Consider the following 18,028-nt stretch of genomic DNA (forward strand, 5'->3'; position numbering starts at 1 on the left):
TCCGTTTCGCTGATAGAGGTCCGCATAACGAGCGATGTGTGGACGATACGCCGGCTCGAGCGCATCGCTGACCACGAGAGACAGGCTAAGCTTACTGCATCGAATGCGTTGCCGTTAGTTTTTGAACAGTGTTTTCATATTGTTTGTCATTTCTCCGAAGAACCCTTGAGCATCCATTCCTTCAGTTCGCGAAAAGCTCATCGACGTCGCAGACTTCACCGCAGCGATCCGGCGAATAGCCCGGTAGTTCGGCAACCGCGGTCTTGAAAGCCTCGCTTTCGATCAGTTCGAACAGCCGCTGAAATTTCGGATCGCTGAGGGATTTCCCATGGCAGACCATCAGGTAGTGCTCACTGGCCAGCGGTATGAATCCCAGACCGAACTGGCGCGCTGCGGCCTCCACGCCAAAGCCGACGTCCGCCATGCCGGCGGCGATATAGGCCGCCACCGCCGAGTGGGTGTATTCCTCGAGCTCGTAGCCCCTGATCCCGCGCATCGACAGCCCGGCCTCGCGAAGCAAGCCATCGAGTAGCGCCCGGGTGCCGGAGTCCTTCTGGCGATTGATGAAACGCACATCGGCTTGCAACAGATCCGGCAATCCCTTGATCCGCTTGGGATTATCCGGCTTGACCATCAAGCCCTGGCAACGCGTAATAAAGCGAATGACGCGGTGGCTGCGGGGTTTCAGCAGGCGACGGTGGGCCTGTATCAACGGGCCGCTGGTCGCGCTCGTCGGCAGGTGAAAGCCAGCCAGGTCACAGGCACCGCGATTGAGCGCCGCCAACGCCTCCCGGGGGCTGCAGTACTGCAGATCGAGTTGCAGGTCGGTGGCGAATTTCGGCAACAGGGCCACCGCATAGCCATGACTGGCATGCAGGCGCAGCACCGGCTTGACGCCTTCCAGCAATTGCTGAATCTCGAGATTCAATTCCGAACCCAGACTTTCGAGCTGAGGACCCAATCGCGCGATGACGCGCTGCTCGGCCCACAACAATTTTTCACCCAGCGGCGATAGCCGAGCCCCCCGCCCCCGCTGCATCTCGACGAGTGCCAGTCCGAAGAAATCGGTCCACTTGTTGAGCAGGTTCCAGGCATGGCGATAGGAAATGCCACACCCCTTGGCCGCCACGGTCAGCTTGCCACTCTGGTGAATCGCCTGTAGCAATCCAAAAAGCTGGGGATCGAGGCGCTTGCCGGCCTCGTCCGTGAAGCTCCACTCGGGGATGATTCGAATTTTTTTCATATGAATTAAATTTCATATTTTGTGATTCATGATCCGATGCTAGCTTTGCCGCGATAGAGTAACAACCACAAAAACAAATATGAATTGTTTTACATATTTAACCGTGAAGCGCAAAACTAGCAACCAGGTGATCCCATGAGTGGCTCTTCCGAGTGGACTCCCCAGCTTTTGCAACAAGAGATCGACGCGTTGAGGTCGCTGCCCGGCGCGCTGCTGCCGATCCTGCATGCGATCCAGAACCGTTTTGGTCATGTTCCCACCGAAGCCGTGCCGCTCATCGCCGAATCGTTGCGGCAATCGCGCGCCGAAGTCCACGGCGTGATCAGCTTCTACCATCATTTTCGCAGCACCCCACCCGGCAACCACACGCTGCGGATCTGCCGGGCCGAGGCCTGCCAGGCGAGAGGGTCGCGCGCGCTGGAGGCTCATGCCAAGGCACGCCTGGGCATCGACTATCACCGCACCACCGCAGATCGTGAGCTCAGCCTGGAGCCGGTCTACTGCCTGGGGAATTGCGCCTGCGGTCCATCCATCCAGGTTGGCGATCGCGTGCTCGGCCGAGTCACGGCGGACAAGTTCGATCGCCTGGTCGATGAGTTGAAGACTCACGTAGTGGAGGTGAAATGATGGCGACCCGGCTCTACGTTCCCTATGAAACGACTGCCCTGGCGATGGGTGCCGATGAGGTTGCCACCCGGATCGTCCGCGAGGCGAAGGTACGTGGTGCAAGCATCGAACTGGTGCGCAACGGATCGCGCGGCCTCGCCTGGCTCGAGCCATTGGTCGAGGTCGAAACGCCGGCCGGGCGTGTCGCCTATGGCCCGGTCGAACCCGACGACGTCGCCGCCCTGTTCGACAGCGGTTTTCTCGAGAGCCGCACCCAACATGCACTGTCACGGGGGGCGACCGAGGAAATCCCCTACCTGAAAAAACAGCAACGCCTGACCTTCGCTCGCATCGGCATCACCGATCCGCTGTCGATCGAGGATTACAAGACCCATGACGGTTTTCGTGGCCTGGAGAAGGCGCTGCGACTCGCACCGCAGGCGATTGTCGATGAGGTCACCGCCTCAGGCCTGCGCGGGCGAGGCGGCGCCGCCTTCCCCACCGGCATCAAGTGGCAAACCGTGCTGGATGCCCCGGCCGATCGGAAATACATCGTCTGCAACGCCGATGAAGGCGATTCCGGTACCTTCGCCGACCGCCTGGTCATGGAGTGCGACCCCTACCTGCTGATCGAGGGCATGACCATCGCCGGTCTCGCGGTCGGCGCCACCCAGGGCTATATCTACCTGCGCAGTGAATACCCGCTGGCCCACCAACTAATGAACGAGGCCATCGCAAGGGCCGAAGCCGCTGGCTATCTGGGCGAAAACCTGCTGGACAGTGGTCGGCGCTTCAACCTCGAAGTGCGCCTCGGCGCCGGCGCCTATATCTGCGGCGAGGAAACCTCGCTGCTCGAGAGCCTCGAAGGCAAGCGCGGCCTGGTGCGCGCCAAGCCACCGCTGCCGGCGATCGAGGGCCTGTTTGGCCAGCCCACGGTGGTCAACAACGTGCTGTCGCTGGCCGCCGTGCCTTACATACTCGACAAGGGTGGCCAAGCCTACGCCGATTATGGCATGGGACGCTCGCGCGGCACCCTGGCGCTGCAACTGGCCGGCAACGTCCAGCGCGGCGGCCTGGTCGAGCTGGCTTTCGGCGCAACGCTGCGCGAACTGATGGAAGACTTCGGTGACGGCACGTTTTCGGGTCGCCCATTGCGCGCGGTTCAGGTGGGCGGGCCCCTCGGCGCCTACCTGCCGAAAAGCCAGTGGGACACTCCGATGGACTATGAAGCCTTCGCCGCCATCGGCGCCGTGCTCGGCCACGGCGGTGTGGTGATGTTCGACGACACGGTCGACATGGGTGAACAGGCGCGCTTCGCCATGGAGTTCTGCGCCATCGAGTCGTGTGGAAAGTGTACCCCTTGTCGCATCGGCGCGACCCGCGGCTTAGAAACCATCGACCGCATCCGCGCCGACGACAGGCGTGACGCCAACCTCGCGCTGCTCGGCGAACTCTGCGAGACCATGGTGGACGGTTCGCTGTGCGCGATGGGCGGCATGACGCCGTTCCCGGTACAAAGCGTACTCGAACACTTCCCGGACGACCTGCAAGGCACCACGGCTGGAGGACGGCATCATGCTGCAGCACTTTGACCCCAACAAGGATTACGGCACCCCGGCCCGGCTGTCCGAGACCCTGGTCACCCTGGAAATCGACGGCAGCGAAATCAGCGTGCCCGAGGGAACGTCAGTACTGCGTGCCGCGGCACTCGCCGATATCAATATTCCCAAGCTGTGCGCCTCGGACAATCTCGACGCCTTCGGCTCCTGCCGATTGTGCGCGGTACGCATCGATGGCCGGCGCGGCTACCCGGCTTCGTGTACCACGCCCGTCGCGGAGGGCATGCGGGTCACCACCCAGGATAGCAAGCTGGCCAAGCTGCGCCGCAATATCATGGAGTTGTACATTTCCGACCATCCGCTGGATTGCCTGACCTGCCCCGCCAATGGCGATTGCGAATTGCAGGACATGGCCGGCGCGGTCGGCCTGCGTGAGGTGCGCTACGGCTTCGACGGTGAAAATCACCTGGAAGCCGAGCAGGATCACTCCAACCCCTACTTCAGCTTCGATCCCAGCAAGTGCATCCTCTGTTCGCGTTGCGTGCGCGCTTGCGACGAGGTCCAGGGCACCTTCGCGCTGACCATCGACGGCCGCGGTTTCGATTCCCAGGTATCGCCGGGGCAGAACGCCGCGTTCATGGACTCCGAATGCGTGTCCTGCGGCGCCTGCGTGCAAGCCTGCCCGACCGCGACGCTGATGGAAAAGAGCGTCATCGACAAGGGCCAGCCGGAACACAGCGTGATTACCACCTGCGCTTACTGCGGCGTGGGTTGTTCGTTCAAGGCCGAAATGAAGGGCGACGAGGTCATCCGCATGGTGCCCTACAAGGGTGGCGACGCGAACCATGGCCACTCCTGCGTCAAGGGGCGTTTCGCCTTCGGTTACGCGACGCACAAGGACCGTATCAAGCAGCCGATGATCCGCGATTCGATCGACCAGCCCTGGCGCGAAGTCGGCTGGGAAGAGGCGATCGCCTTCGCCGCCCAGCGGCTGAAAGCGGTACAAGCGGAGCATGGCCGCGAGAGCATCGGCGGCATCACCTCGTCGCGCTGCACCAACGAGGAAACTTATCTGGTGCAGAAGCTGGTGCGCGCGGCGTTCGGCAACAACAATACCGATACCTGCGCGCGGGTCTGCCACTCGCCTACCGGCTATGGCCTGAAGCTCACCCTCGGCGAATCCGCCGGCACCCAGACATTCGATTCGGTCATGCAGGCCGACACGATCATCGTGATCGGCGCCAACCCGACCGACGCCCACCCGGTCTTCGGCTCGCAGATGCGCCGCCGCCTGCGTGAAGGCGCGCAATTGATCGTCATCGATCCACGGCGCATCGATCTGCTGAAAACGCCGCACCTGAAGGATGCCCAGCACCTGGCGCTACGCCCGGGCACCAACGTGGCGTTGGTCAATGCCCTGGCGCATGTGGTCATCGACGAAGGGCTCGAGGATACGCAGTTCATTGCCGAGCGCTGCGATACCCAGGCCTACCAAGCCTGGCGCGATTTCATCAGCGATCAACGCCATGCCCCGGAGCGGGTCGAGTCGATCACCGGCGTGCCGGCCGAAGCCGTGCGCCGCGCCGCGCGTAGCTATGCCAAGGCAGCCAACGGCGCCATCTACTATGGCCTGGGCGTCACCGAGCACAGCCAGGGCTCGACCATGGTCATCGGCATCGCCAACCTGGCCATGGCCACCGGCAACCTCGGTCGCGAGGGTGTCGGCGTCAATCCGCTGCGCGGCCAGAACAATGTGCAAGGCTCCTGCGACATGGGCTCCTTTCCGCATGAACTGCCGGGCTATCAGCACGTGGCCGACGCGGCCGTGCGCGGTCGCTTCGAACGGGCCTGGGGCGTTGCGCTCGACGACGAGCCGGGCCTGCGTATTCCCAACATGTTCGATGCGGCGATCGCCGGCACCTTCAAGGCGCTCTACGTTCAGGGCGAGGATATCGCTCAGTCCGACCCCAATACCCAGCATGTCGAAGCGGCATTGCGGTCGCTGGAGTGCCTGATCGTACAGGATATCTTTCTCAACGAGACGGCCAAGTTCGCCCATGTGCTGCTGCCGGGCTCCACCTTCCTCGAGAAGAACGGCACCTTCACCAATGCCGAGCGCCGCATCAACCGGGTACGCAAGGTCATGGCGCCGCTTGCCGGCAAGGAGGATTGGGAGGTTACCGTGGCGCTGTCCAATGCGCTGGGTTATCCAATGGACTACCGCCACCCTTCCGAGATCATGGACGAGATCGCCCGCCTGACCCCGACGTTCAGCGGCGTCGACTATGACAAGCTGGAACGCCTCGGCAGCATTCAGTGGCCTTGCGACGAGCGGCACCCAGACGGCACTCCGACCATGCACGTCGAAGACTTCCCGATCGGCCGCGGCCACTTCGCGATCACCGAGTACCTGGCGACCGAGGAACGCACCAATGGCCGTTTCCCACTGCTGCTGACCACCGGGCGCATCCTCTCGCAATACAACGTGGGCGCCCAGACCCGGCGTACCCACAACCAGGTCTGGCATGACGAGGATGTACTGGAAGTGCATCCCCACGACGCCGAGGTGCGCGGTATCAGCGATGGCGACTGGCTGGGCATTTCCAGCCGATCCGGCCAGACGGTGCTGCGCGCTCGCATCAGCGAGCGCATGCTGGCGGGCGTGGTGTACACCACCTTTCACCACCCGGGTAGCGGCGCCAACGTGATTACCACCGATAGTTCCGACTGGGCCACCAATTGCCCCGAGTACAAGGTGACTGCCGTACAGGTCGAGAAGGTCAGTCAGCCATCCGCGTGGCAACGCCATTTCCACGCGTTCGATGAATTGCAACAGCGGTTGCTCGAGGGCCACATTCAGCAGCCCGCGCCCGAAGCCGGAGCGCAGCGATGAAGACGCCGGGCGCGAGCCATGCCAGCTATCGGGCCGCGGTGGATATTCGCCGAGGCCGAGACGGCGAGCCGCTTGGGGCGATCGACCGCATCGCGCTGGAAGTGCCGGTGGCGCTGGTCTACAACGGGATTTCGCATGCCGTGATGATGGCCACGCCGGCCGATCTCGACGACTTCGCACTCGGTTTCAGCCTCAGCGAAGGCATCCTGCGTTGCCGCGATGAGCTTTACGACATCGAGCTCGAAAAGCAAGAGGAAGGCATTGCGGTACATGTGCAAATCAGTGCCCAGCGTTTCGCCGAACTCAAGCTGCGCCGCCGCAGCCTGGTCGGTCGCACCGGCTGCGGACTGTGTGGCACCGAATCGCTGCAGCAGGCGATTCGTGAGGTGCCGCCGGTTAAGGCACCGACAATCGCCGACAGTGCCATTCAGCGCGCCCTGGGCGAGCTTTCCCGCCACCAGCCATTACAGGGCGAAACCGGCGCCAGCCACGCCGCCGCCTGGTGCGATGCCGCTGGCGCCATCGTGCTGGCGCGCGAGGACGTCGGCCGTCACAACGCACTGGACAAGCTGATTGGCGCGTTGATGCGTAGCGACCAGCCACGCGGCGAGGGCTTTGCGCTGGTCTCGAGTCGCGCCAGCTACGAGATGGTGCAGAAAAGCTGCAGCGCCGGGATCGGCTGTCTTGTCGCGGTCTCCGCGCCAACTTCGCTGGCGGTCGAGCAGGCCCGGCAAGCCGGATTGACGCTGGTCGGCTTCGCCCGCCCCGGACGCCATGTGGTCTATACCGCCTCCACGCCCTCAAACAAGGCAAGCCCGCCGGTATTGCCGCTGGCCCAAGCCAATCCAGCCGGCCGCCAAAGACTCGACACCCTGCCCGACCACGCCTACCGAGGCTACCTGCAATGAGTCACAGCCAACTCGACATGCTGATTCAAATGGCCAACCAGATCGCCGATAACAACACCCACCATGGCAGCGATGCGGCGGCGGCCCACTACGTGGCAACACATTTGCACAAGTTCTGGGCGCGCAGCATGAAGCAGCAGATCATCGGCTACCACGATGACGATGGTAACCGTCTCACTCCGGTCGCCAGACTCGCCGTACGGCAGTTGGCCAGTGGCGAGTCCTGAAACCTAGATGCCCAGCGCATCACGCGTGCGGTAATACCAGGCGCCCAGCGTGGTCAGGGGGACGCGCAACAGCCGCCCGCCGGGAAATGGCAGATGCGGCAAGCCGGCGAAGGCGTCGAAGCGCTCGCTCTCGCCATCGATCACCTCGGCGATCAAGCGCCCGGCCAGGTGGGTACAGGTCACGCCGTGACCCGAATAACCCTGCGCGTAATAGACGTTGGCGTTGAGTCGCCCGAACTGCGGCAGGCGGTTCAGCGTCAACAAGAAGGTGCCGCCCCAAGTGTAGTCGAACGCGATGCCCTTGAGCTGTGGAAAGGTGGTTTCCAGCTTGGGGCGAATGGCGTCTTCGATGCTGTCCGGGTCCTGGCCACCGTAGCTGACGCCGCCACCGTAGATCAGCCGGCGATCGGCCGACAGGCGATAATAATCGAGCAGATAATTGCAGTCCTCGACGGCACGGTCGGTGGGCAGAATGTCGCGCGCCTGCACGTCGTCCAGCGGTGTGGTGGCGATCACCTGGGTGCTGGCAGGCATCGATTTGGCTTCGAGTTGCGGCATCAGCCCCTGCATGTAGGCATTGCCGGCCAACACCACGCGCTCGGCGACGACCTCACCGCGAGGCGTGCGCAATCGCACCGGCTCGCCGTGGGTCAGCTCGGTGACCGGCGACTGCTCGTAAATCGCCCCACCCAACGACTCCAGCGCCGCGGCCTGGCCCAGCACCAGATTGAGCGGGTGCAAATGGCCACCGGAATGATCGAGCAGCGCACCGACATAACGATCGCTACCGACTTCACGTCGATAGCTATCGCTGCTCAGCAACTCCAGCTCATGGTTGCCGTAACGCTCCCACAGGGCCTTGTGTTCGATCAGACCCTGCATCTGCTTGGTGCTGCAGGCGGCGAACAGGTTGCCGTCCTTGAGATCGCAAGCAATGTCGTAACGCGCGATGCGCTCACGAATGATGCGATTGCCCTCGAAGGCCATGTCGCCCAGCGCGCGAGCGGTCTCGCTGCCGTAGCGCGATTCGATGACATCCATGTCGCGACTGTAGCTGTTGACGATCTGGCCACCGTTGCGCCCCGAGGCGCCAAAGCCGATGCGCGCGGCTTCGAGCACCACGACCCTGTAGCCTTTCTCAGCCAGATGCAGGGCGGCGGAGATGCCGGTAAAACCGGCACCGACGACACAGACGTCACAATGCACCTCGCCCTCGAGTTCAGGGCGCTCCAGCTTATCGTTGGCCGTGGCGGCATAGTAGGACGCCACGTGGGACGCAGTATCGGACGATGGCATGCCTGGCCTCCAGGTTTCGAATAATGTTGAGTGGTTAAACACGCAGCAGCAGGTGTTCGCGTTCCCACGAGCTGATGACCCGGTAGTAAGCCGTGTGCTCGGCACGCTTGACCGCCAGGTAGCTGTTGGTGAAGCGTTCGCCCAGCAGGTCGGCCAGCGGCTTGCATTCCCTGAGCGCGTCCAGCGCCGGGCCGACATCATCGGGCAGCTTGTTACCCGCCGACCAGGCCGAGCCGACCATCGGCGGGCGCGGATCGATCTGACTGATCATGCCCAGGTAACCGCAGGCCAGCGACGCCGCCATCGCTAAATAGGGGTTGGCATCGGCGCCGGCAAGGCGATTCTCGACCCGCGTGGCCTCTGGCTCGCCGACCGGAACGCGCAGGCCCACGGTGCGGTTATCGAAGCCCCACTCGGTATTCACCGGCGCCGACCCGCTGGTTTCGCTGCGCATCAGGCGGCGAAAGGAGTTCACATTGGGGGCGAAGAACGGCATCGCCGACGGCAGGTACTGCTGCAGGCCGCCGATGAAGTGATGGAACAGCCGGCTCGGCTGGCCATCGTCGCCGACGAACTGATTGTTGCCGCTGGCGATGTCCACCAGGCTCTGGTGAATATGCAGGGAACTGCCTGGCTCGTTGGCCATCGGCTTGGCCATGAAGGTGGCGTACATGTTGTGGCGCAGCGCCGTTTCGCGCAGGGTGCGCTTGAACATCACCACCTGGTCGGCCAGCATCAACGGGTCGCCATGCTGGAAGTTGACCTCCATCTGCCCGGCGCCCTCTTCATGGTTTAGGGTATCGATATCCAGATCCATGGCATCGCAGTAGTCGTACATTTCCTCGAACAGCGGATCGAATTCGTTGACCGCATCGATGGAGAACGACTGCCGGCTGCTTTCCTGGCGCCCGGTACGGCCGATCGGCGGTTCGAGCGGGTAATCCGAATCGGTATTGGTCTTGACCAGGTAGAACTCGACCTCGGGCGCCACCACCGGCTTCCAACCGCGCGCCTTGTACAGCTCCAACACCCGCTTCAGCACGCTGCGTGGCGATAGTTCAACCGGTTCGCCGGTCAGGTAATAGCAGTCGTGGATGATCTGCGCGGTGGGGTCTTCCGCCCAGGGCACCAGATACACGGCGTTGGGGTCGGGAACCAGCTGCATGTCCAGTTCCGAGGGATTCCAAAAGCGGATATCCTCGTCATCGGGATAACCGCCGGTGACCGTCTGGATAAAGATCGAGTCGGGCAGGCGCGGTCGCCCGGCGTTGAGATACTTCTTGGCGGGCATGATCTTGCCCTTGAGAATACCGGTCAGGTCCGAAACCAGGCACTCCACCTCGGTGATGCCGCGGGCACTGAACCAGTCTTCAAGCTCATGGCGTCGACTGTCACTCATACAAGTTTCCTTAAAACGCATTGTGCGCTCGCCGCTCCCTGTGCCCGCAGGCACAGGAAACGCGTAAGGGGATAACGCGCGCGGCGATTGCAGCCCCTTGCTCTCGCAGGACTAACGCGACTTCACTTCGGTCCATATCTGGGTGAATACCTGCAAGTCCTTGCCCTTCAGCGTGGGCGTGAAACTCAGCCGAGCCAGGTCTTCCTCGGTGGGCAACACCGGCGGCTTGGTCAACACCTCGTCGAGATAGGGCACGGCCGCCGCATTGGGACTGGCGTAGTAGTTGTAGTTGGACAACTGCGCGCCGATCTTGGCGTCGAGGATGAAGTTGATGAACTTGTGGGCAAGCTCAGGGTTGGGCGCCTGGGATGGAATCATCATGACATCCACCCATTTCTCGGTGCCTTCGTCGGGAATCATGAACTCGATGTTCTCGAAGGCTTTCGGGTTCTCCTCGCGGTAGAACAGGTAATCGCCGTTGTAGCTCATCGCCACATGACTCACGCCCCGGGCCAATTGCTGAAGCGCCGGCGTACCCTCGATGAAGCCGCTGAAATTGTTGCGGTTCTTGGTCTCGAGCAGCATCCGCGCAGTTTCCTTCCAGGCATCCAGATCGGTGCAGTCATAACCATGGCCGAGATACGCGCAACCGGCGCCCATGGTCACCTGGCCATCGCCCATCAGCGCGAAGGGATAGCTCTCGTTGACCTCCGGATCGAACATCAGCGACCAGCTCTTGGGCGCATCGGGGAACGTCTCGGTGTTGTACACCAGGCCGGTCACGCCCCACTGATAAGGTGCCGTGTAGGCACTCTGCGGGTCGTAGCTGGGATTGCTGAACTGCTCCATGATGTTGTCCAGATTGGGAATCTTGGACTTGTCGAGCTTCTGCACCATGCCGGTTTCGATCAAGCGTGGCACGTAATAGTTGGAGGGTACGATGATGTCGTACTGCGCCACGCCGCCGGTATTCAGCTTGGCGAACATCTCCGGCAGCGAGTTGTAGTAGCTCTGCACCACCTCGGCATCGTACTTGGCCTCGAAGGCCTCGATGATCGCGGGGTCCATGTACTGGGTCCAGTTGAACAGGTACAGCTTGTTCTCCTGGGCCTGGACTCCGGTGGCCAATAACAGGCCACCGAGCGCGGCGGCGAGTCGTGTAGTCGTTGTTTTCATTGTTTCGCTCTCCTTCGGTCCCACGTCGTAGTGACAGCGCACGCCTAACGGCGCCCCTGCCGGTTGAACAGCAAACTGAGTATGGCGGCCACCGCCACGGCACCGATCATCAAGGTGGCAATCGCGTTGATCTCGGGAGTGATGCCCTTCTTGATCGCACTCCAGATATAGATCGGCAGCGTCGTGCTCTCCGGCCCCGAGGTGAAGAAGCTGATCACGAAGTCGTCGATCGATAGCGTGAATGACAGGAAGAAGGCCGAGATCAGCGCCGGCTTGATGGTCGGCAGCAGGAAATGCAAGGCGCGCTTGAAGGGCGTGGCATACAAGTCCTTGGCCGCCTCGAACAGCGTCGGGTCGAGCCCCACGAAGCGTGAATAGACGATCAGCGCGACGAACGGAATCTGGAACGTCACGTGGGCGATGATCATCGTCCCCAGCCCCGGTTGCAGGAACCCGGTAAGCCGATAGAACTCGACGAAGAACGCCATTTCCGAGATACCGAAGACGATATCCGGCAGCACGATCGGCAGATAGATCAGAATGATCAGCCAGCCCAGCTTGCGATGCCGATGGCGATACATCCCATAACCGATCAGGCAACCGACCACCAGCGCGACGATCGAGGAACTGACCGCCAGTATCAGGCTATTGCCGAAGGCGTTGATGATCTGCTCGTTGCCCAGCAAACGCTGATACCAGACCAGCGAGAAACTGGAAAATACCGCGGTGCTGTTGGCCGAGTTGAAGGAAAACAGCACGATCACCGCCAACGGCAGATAGAGGAAAAAGAGCGTTGCCCACCAGATGCCGGTGAGGCCGCGTTGCAGGGTACGCTTTCTCATATCACCACCTCCTCGCCGCCACCCAGGCGCCTGCCGACACGCCGCATGGCAAATAGCCCAACGAAGGTCGCGATCAACATCAGAATCGCCCCCGCCGCGCCCAACGGCCAGTTCGAACTGGCGGCAAACTGGTTGGCGACCAGGTTGCCCAACATCATGCCCTTGCCGCCACCGAGCAGCTCGGGTATCACGTACATGCCGAAGGCGGGTATCGCCACCAGTACCGTACCGGCCAGCAGCCCCGGCAGGGTCTGCGGGAACACCGCATGCCAGAAGGCGCGCGTCGGCGAGGCGTACAGATCCTGGGCGGCTTGCACCAAGGCCTTGTCGAGTTTCTCGAACGCCGCGTACAGCGGCAACACCATGAACGGCAGGAAGTTGTAGACCAGCCCCAGCGTCACGGCAAAATTCGACGGATACAGGCCCATATGCGGGCCGATCAGGCCCAGCGCGTCGGCCAGATCGGACAACGGCGTACCCGGCGCCAGCAGGTTCATCCAGCCGAAGGCGCGAATCACCTGATTGGTCCACGACGGCACCACCACCAGCAGCAACAGCAACGGCCGCCACCTTTCGCGGCAGGTCGTGATGTAGTAAGCGACCGGGTAGGCGATGACGACCACCAGCAGCGTCGACACGATGGTCTGCCATAGCGAGCGCACCAGCGTGTAGAGATTGCCCGGACTCCAGCCGAGAAAACCGAAACCGGCCAGTTGCTTGAAGGCATCCAGCGAGAGCGGCATTTGCGGCAGGCCGTAGGGGCCATTGGACATGAACGCCACCGACATCAGATACAGGCTGGGCAAGACCAGGAAGGCAAATATCCAGGCAGCGCCAGGGGCCACGCTGAACAGCAGATGACGGGTCTCGCTGACCACGCCGCGGTTGCGCGCGGCAAGCCGTGAAGATTCAGCCATTGTCGTCTCCTCAGTTCGCGACCCGCACCAGGTCTTCCGGGCACACGCCGATCGTCACCCGATCACCCACGCCGTGCAGGCGTTGCCCCAAGTTACTGGCGACTGCCATCAGCGTCTGGCCGTTGACATCCAGCCGGTACTCGACACGACTGCCCCGGTAAAGGCGCTCCTTGACCACCCCTTCCAGGCGGTTGGAATCTGCGGGGATCTCCACGTCCAGCTCCAGCGTCTCGGGACGAATCAATAACCAGCCATCCTGATCCGGGCGTTGCTCGGACATATCCAGGCGCAAGCGTCCCAACTCGGTATCCACCCAATCGTCTTGGCTGCCATGAATGGCGAACAGGTTGTCATGCCCCATGAAGCGCGCCACGAAGGCATTGGTGGGGTGTTCGTAAACCTCGCTGGGCGTGCCGACCTGCTGGATGATGCCGCCATCGAGCACCGCAATGCGATCCGACATCACCATGGCCTCGTCCTGGTCATGGGTGACGAACACGAAGGTCATGCTCAGGCGCTTCTGGATGCGCTGCAACTCGACCTGAAGCTGGCCACGCAGGCCGGCATCGAGCGCCGACAACGGCTCGTCGAGCAGCAGCACATCGGGCTCGCAGATCAGCGCGCGCGCCAAGGCGATACGCTGGCGCTGGCCACCGGAGAGTTGGTCGACACGCCGCTCGACCAGCGGACCGAGATGGATGAACTCGGCGACCTCGGCGACCTTGCGCTCGCGCTCGGCGACCGATTCGCCGCGCATGCGCAGTCCGAAGGCCAGGTTGTCGCGCACCGAAAGATGCGGAAACAGCGCGTAGGACTGAAAAACGGTATTGACGCTGCGACGATGCGGCGGAATATCGGTAATATCCGTTCCGCCGATCAGCAGGCTGCCGTCGTCGGGTTCCTCGAGACCGGCGAGAATCCGTAGTAAGGTGGTCTTGCCGCAGCCGGAAGGCCCCAGCAGGGTGAAGAATTCACCCGCTTCGATGGTCAGGTCGACGCCATCGAGCGCCACCGTGTCCTTGCCGAAACGCTTGCGCATGCCCTTGAGTTCGATCGACGAGGCCTTGCGCGGCGCTTTCTCTCGAACCTCGTCGTGGCTACCCGCCGATTCGCGTGCTGCGGCCGCAGGGACCGCCGTGGGATTGTTCATCGCACCACACTCCTGTTGTTGTCGTGGCGTATCGTTGTCGTGGCGTATTTCGTGAAGTTACAGCCGGTCACGCAACTTGTAGAAGTTGGTGGCCAGCACCAGTAGCGGCGTGCGCAGCCAGCGCCCGCCCGGAAACTCGCGGTGAGGCATGGCGGCGAATACGTCGAAGCGCTCGGCCTGTCCGGCGATAGCCTCCGCCAGCAACTCGCCGGCCAGCCCCGCCAGCGACATGCCATGTCCCGAATATCCTTGAGCGTAGAAAAGATTGCCGTCCAGGCGACCGAAATCCGGCGCCCGGTTGAGCGTGATCGCCACATCTCCGCCCCAGCGATACTCGATCCCGATACCCTTGAGCACCGGAAACAGTCGCGCGATCTTGGCATCCATGCGCGATTTGAGGCCACGCGGCTCGCGCCCGTCGTAACTGACCTCGCCGCCATAGATCAGGCGCCGATCACCGGACAAGCGGTAATAGTCGAGCACGAAGTTGGCATCGGACAGCGCATCGTTGTGCGGCAATACCTGCGCCACCTGAGCTTCGGACAAGCGCTCGGTGGCGACGATATAATTGGCCGCGCGCATGATGCGCCCACCCATCTCGGGCATCAGACCGCCGATATAGGCATTGGTCGCCAGCACCACGAAGTCGGCGCTTACGCTGCCATGTGCGGTACTGACACGCGCCGGTTGGCCGCGTTTGATATCCACCACCGCGCTGTGCTCGTGAACGACGGCTCCAGCCTGCTGCGCCGCCCGCGCGAGGCCCAGGGTGTAGTTGAGGGGGTGCAGGTGGCCGCCTTCGGATTCATGCAAGGCGGCGGGATAGGCATCGCTCACGACGCGTTCGCGAAGAGCATCGCCGTCGAGAAAACTCAACGCCTGATAGCCGTAGCGGTTGGCCATACTGTCCTGAAAGGCGCGTAACTCGCGAACCTGACGCGGCTTGACGGCGGCATGCAGAGAACCGTGAGCCAGATCGCAGGGGATGGTGTGACGCTCGATGAGACGCTCGGTCAGGCGCACCGATTCGCGGCTCATTTCCCAGATATCGCGGGCGCGTTCCAGGCCCAGGGCCTTCTCGATCACATCCTGGCCGGTACCCAGGCCAGGCAGAATCTGGCCACCGCTACGTCCCGAGGCGCCATGACCGATCTCGCCGGCCTCGAGCAGCACCACGCGATAACCGCGCTCGGCCAAATGCAGCGCCGCCGAGCAGCCGGTCACGCCGCCGCCAACGACGCACACGTCGGCCCGCTCCTCGCCGACCAATGGTGGGGTCGGCGCCAGGCTGACAGCGATACTGGCACTGTAGTAGGAGGCAGGACGGCGCAGATCGGCGGCAACGTTCATGACTGTTTCCCGGGGTTTGGTGAACCGCTCTGGCGGCCAAAAATTATTGTTGAATTCTTTCACCATTGAAGCGGCGTTGATCGCAGCTCATGCCCTTAGTCTGACACCAGGGCGCCACCGGATGTCAAGTATTCAATAACAGGCGTGAAGGATTTTTTGACGCTTTCCCATGGAAACAGTCTTCTATGATCACCTGAAAAACTCACGGCTGGGCGGCCAGCGCTTCCAGGAAAGCCTCCAGAACGCGATGTGGGCGGCGCCCGCGACGCGTCACGGTAACGAACGCCGTCGTGAACCGTTCGCGCTCCGGGCTTAGCACTCTCAGGCGCCCCGCTTCGACCAGCGGGCGCGCCAGGTGATCGGGCAGGTAGCCGATATAACAGCCGGTGAGAATCAAAAAGGCGGTTCCCTCGCGATCCGAAGCCGTCGCGCAGCCATTGAGTCGCTGATGGCAGGCCCGGGCCTCGGGAGGCAACGGATAACTGGGCACCACGGCTTCCTGGCGTGCCAGGCAAGCACTATCCAGCGCCGCCGAATCGACATCGAACAGCGGATGACTGTCGGCGCAGTACAGCAACGAACGCTCGCTGTAGAGCGGCATCGCCTCGAGGCTCGCCAGCCGGTTGATTTCCGGCACCACGCCCAGGTGGAGGCCGCCATCGAGCACCGCCAGGGCGATCTCGTTGGGGGGCGTCATGTGGATATTGATACGCACCTCGGGGCCACGCGCCTTGAGTTCGGCCAGGGCGTGAGTGATGCGCATCTGCGGCAGGCTGACCAGGTTGTCGGTAATGCCGATATTGAGCTCGCCGCGCAGGGTCTGGTGCAGGGCATTGACCTCGGTACGAAAGGTCTCCAGCGAGGCGAGCAGGGTCAACGACGCCTGATAGACCTCGCGCCCCTCCTCGGTCAGCGCGAAGCCGCTGCGACCGCGCTGGCACAGGCGCAATCCCAGGCGTTTCTCCAGGTCGCTCATGTGCAGGCTGATCGCCGAGCGACCGATGCCCAGCGATACCTCGGCGGCGGTGAAGCCGCCACATTCGGCGACCGTCTTGAAAATCCGCAACAGGCGAATATCGAAATCGCTGACCTGACCGAGCGGCGCCGACTGGCGATCGACCATGGCTATCGGCGCGTCGGCACGGCGCAAACCGGGCAGGCCGGATCGCGCGGCACGTTGAAGCGACGCCACTCACCGCTCAGGCCGTCGAAGGTGGAAAGCCCACGATGCGGCGTGCCGGCGCCACTCAACAGCTTGAGCGCCTCGAGCGCCTGGAAGGTGCCGATCAGGCCGACCAGCGGCGCGACCACGCCATTCTCGGCACAGCGCAGTTCGTCGTCGGCCTGCTCGCCATCCGCGGGTGGCGGATACAGGCAAGCGTAACAAGGGCTCGCGGCGTCGCGTGGATCGAACATCACCAACTGGCCGGAGAAGCGGATCGCCGCTCCCGAAATCAAGGGCTTGTGCGCCTCAAGGCAGGCACGGTTGATGGCATAGCGACTCGAGAAACGGTCGGTGCAATCGATGACCACATCGGCCGCGTTCGCCGCCTCGAGCAACGCCGCACCGTCAAGGCGCCGGGTAAGCGCCTCGATACGACAACCGGGATTCAGGGCACGTGCCGCCTCGGCGGCGGACTCGGTCTTGTGGCGACCGATATCGGCCTCGCCGTGGGCGATCTGGCGTTGCAGGTTGGAAAGCTCGACCACGTCGTCATCGGCCAGCGTCAAACGCCCCACGCCGGCAGCCGCCAGATACAACGCCACCGGCGAGCCCAGCCCGCCGGCGCCGACGATCAGCGCATGGCTGGCGAGCAGGCGCTCCTGGCCGGCAATGTCGATCTGTTCCAGCATGATCTGTCGGCTATAGCGCAGCAGGGCTTCGTCATTCATTGGCTCACTTGTCATCGGCTCACTTATCGTCGAAGTGGTCGATGTCCGGTACATGCAGCGAAAACTCTTCCTTGACCTCTTCCATCACCACGTAGCTCTTCGACTCTTTGACCCCGGGCAGCGTCAGCACGACGTCGCCGAGCAACTGGCGATAGGCGGACATCTCGGGAATGCGGCATTTGAGAATGTAATCGAATTGTCCCGATACCAGATGACACTCCTGGATCTGTGGCAGTTTGGCGACGGCACGACGAAACTCATCGAATACCGCCGGCGATTGGGTCTCGAGACTGATCTCGACGAACACCAGCAGATTGGCCTTGAGCGCCTTGGGATCGAGCAGAGCCTTGTAGCCACGAATGATGCCCGAGCGTTCCAAGCGTTTGACACGCTCGAGGCATGGCGTGGTCGATAGCCCGACTTGCGAGGCCAAATCGACATAGGAGATACGTGCGTTGTCCTGCAGGCAGCGCAGGATTTTAAGATCAATACGGTCCAGCGATCGGGTCTTGGCTTTCATTGTAATCTTGTTCCCAGCCGAGTGACGGCAGCATGATCGCCTGCCAATG

16 protein-coding genes are annotated in these 18,028 nt (G+C 62.6%); 5 read left to right on the forward strand and 11 right to left on the reverse strand.

Features of this window, described 5'->3' with window-relative positions:
- Nucleotides 1–181: 181 nt before the first annotated feature.
- Nucleotides 182–1,243 carry a substrate-binding domain-containing protein gene (locus tag BLR92_RS10285; protein WP_089728216.1) on the reverse strand — a complete coding sequence of 354 codons (1,062 nt, stop codon included), beginning with the start codon at nucleotides 1,241–1,243 and terminating at the stop codon, nucleotides 182–184.
- Nucleotides 1,244–1,378: 135 nt separating this feature from the next.
- On the opposite strand from BLR92_RS10285, the gene BLR92_RS10290 reads away from it, so the two are divergent.
- From BLR92_RS10290 to BLR92_RS10310, 5 genes are read left to right on the forward strand one after another with little or no spacing between them, the layout of a single operon-like run.
- A complete protein-coding gene (locus tag BLR92_RS10290; RefSeq protein ID WP_089728218.1) occupies nucleotides 1,379–1,870 on the forward strand; it encodes a formate dehydrogenase subunit gamma in 492 nt (163 codons plus the stop codon).
- The gene (locus BLR92_RS10295) at nucleotides 1,870–3,441 is read left to right on the forward strand and encodes a formate dehydrogenase beta subunit (RefSeq protein ID WP_089728510.1); all 1,572 of its coding nucleotides are present in this window, start codon (nucleotides 1,870–1,872) and stop codon (nucleotides 3,439–3,441) included. The genes BLR92_RS10290 and BLR92_RS10295 overlap by 1 nt, the downstream gene beginning before the upstream one ends.
- Nucleotides 3,425–6,301, forward strand: coding sequence for a formate dehydrogenase subunit alpha (fdhF, locus tag BLR92_RS10300; RefSeq protein WP_089728220.1), 2,877 nt, complete (start codon nucleotides 3,425–3,427; stop codon nucleotides 6,299–6,301). Before BLR92_RS10295 ends, fdhF begins: the two co-directional genes overlap by 17 nt.
- Nucleotides 6,298–7,209, forward strand: coding sequence for a formate dehydrogenase accessory sulfurtransferase FdhD (fdhD, locus tag BLR92_RS10305; RefSeq protein ID WP_089728222.1), 912 nt, complete (start codon nucleotides 6,298–6,300; stop codon nucleotides 7,207–7,209). The genes fdhF and fdhD overlap by 4 nt, the downstream gene beginning before the upstream one ends.
- Complete coding sequence (locus BLR92_RS10310) at nucleotides 7,206–7,436, forward strand: formate dehydrogenase subunit delta (protein ID WP_089728224.1); 231 nt, start codon at nucleotides 7,206–7,208, stop codon at nucleotides 7,434–7,436. The genes fdhD and BLR92_RS10310 overlap by 4 nt, the downstream gene beginning before the upstream one ends.
- 3 nt (nucleotides 7,437–7,439) lie before the next feature.
- Here the strand turns inward: BLR92_RS10310 and BLR92_RS10315 are convergent, their stop codons facing one another.
- The 10 genes from BLR92_RS10315 to BLR92_RS10360 all read right to left on the reverse strand — a co-directional run bounded on the left by BLR92_RS10315 (nucleotide 7,440) and on the right by BLR92_RS10360 (nucleotide 17,979).
- Nucleotides 7,440–8,732, reverse strand: a complete 1,293-nt coding sequence (locus BLR92_RS10315; protein ID WP_089728226.1) for an NAD(P)/FAD-dependent oxidoreductase — start codon at nucleotides 8,730–8,732, stop codon at nucleotides 7,440–7,442.
- A gap of 34 nt (nucleotides 8,733–8,766) precedes the next feature.
- Complete coding sequence (locus tag BLR92_RS10320) at nucleotides 8,767–10,131, reverse strand: glutamine synthetase family protein (RefSeq protein ID WP_089728228.1); 1,365 nt, start codon at nucleotides 10,129–10,131, stop codon at nucleotides 8,767–8,769.
- A 111-nt stretch (nucleotides 10,132–10,242) separates the two neighbouring features.
- Entirely contained in the window at nucleotides 10,243–11,307 is a 1,065-nt protein-coding gene (locus tag BLR92_RS10325) for an ABC transporter substrate-binding protein (protein WP_089728229.1), read from the reverse strand.
- Between the two features lie 44 nt (nucleotides 11,308–11,351).
- Nucleotides 11,352–12,149 (reverse strand): ABC transporter permease, encoded by a 798-nt coding sequence (locus tag BLR92_RS10330; RefSeq protein WP_089728231.1) that lies wholly within the window; start codon nucleotides 12,147–12,149, stop codon nucleotides 11,352–11,354.
- On the reverse strand, nucleotides 12,146–13,066 hold the full coding sequence (locus tag BLR92_RS10335; RefSeq protein ID WP_089728234.1) for an ABC transporter permease: 921 nt from the start codon (nucleotides 13,064–13,066) through the stop codon (nucleotides 12,146–12,148). The genes BLR92_RS10330 and BLR92_RS10335 overlap by 4 nt, the downstream gene beginning before the upstream one ends.
- 10 nt (nucleotides 13,067–13,076) lie before the next feature.
- Nucleotides 13,077–14,216, reverse strand: a complete 1,140-nt coding sequence (locus BLR92_RS10340; protein ID WP_089728237.1) for an ABC transporter ATP-binding protein — start codon at nucleotides 14,214–14,216, stop codon at nucleotides 13,077–13,079.
- A 57-nt stretch (nucleotides 14,217–14,273) separates the two neighbouring features.
- Entirely contained in the window at nucleotides 14,274–15,566 is a 1,293-nt protein-coding gene (locus BLR92_RS10345; protein WP_089728239.1) for an NAD(P)/FAD-dependent oxidoreductase, read from the reverse strand.
- Between the two features lie 202 nt (nucleotides 15,567–15,768).
- Nucleotides 15,769–16,689: a LysR family transcriptional regulator gene (locus tag BLR92_RS10350; RefSeq protein WP_089728241.1), complete on the reverse strand. Its 921-nt coding sequence runs from the start codon at nucleotides 16,687–16,689 to the stop codon at nucleotides 15,769–15,771.
- 2 nt (nucleotides 16,690–16,691) lie between these two features.
- On the reverse strand, nucleotides 16,692–17,459 hold the full coding sequence (locus BLR92_RS10355) for a HesA/MoeB/ThiF family protein (protein WP_089728243.1): 768 nt from the start codon (nucleotides 17,457–17,459) through the stop codon (nucleotides 16,692–16,694).
- Nucleotides 17,460–17,478: 19 nt separating this feature from the next.
- Nucleotides 17,479–17,979 (reverse strand): Lrp/AsnC ligand binding domain-containing protein, encoded by a 501-nt coding sequence (locus tag BLR92_RS10360; RefSeq protein WP_089728245.1) that lies wholly within the window; start codon nucleotides 17,977–17,979, stop codon nucleotides 17,479–17,481.
- Nucleotides 17,980–18,028: the final 49 nt, after the last annotated feature.

It is taken from the genome of Modicisalibacter muralis (assembly GCF_900102945.1).
In the GTDB taxonomy this organism is placed as follows: domain Bacteria; phylum Pseudomonadota; class Gammaproteobacteria; order Pseudomonadales; family Halomonadaceae; genus Modicisalibacter; species Modicisalibacter muralis.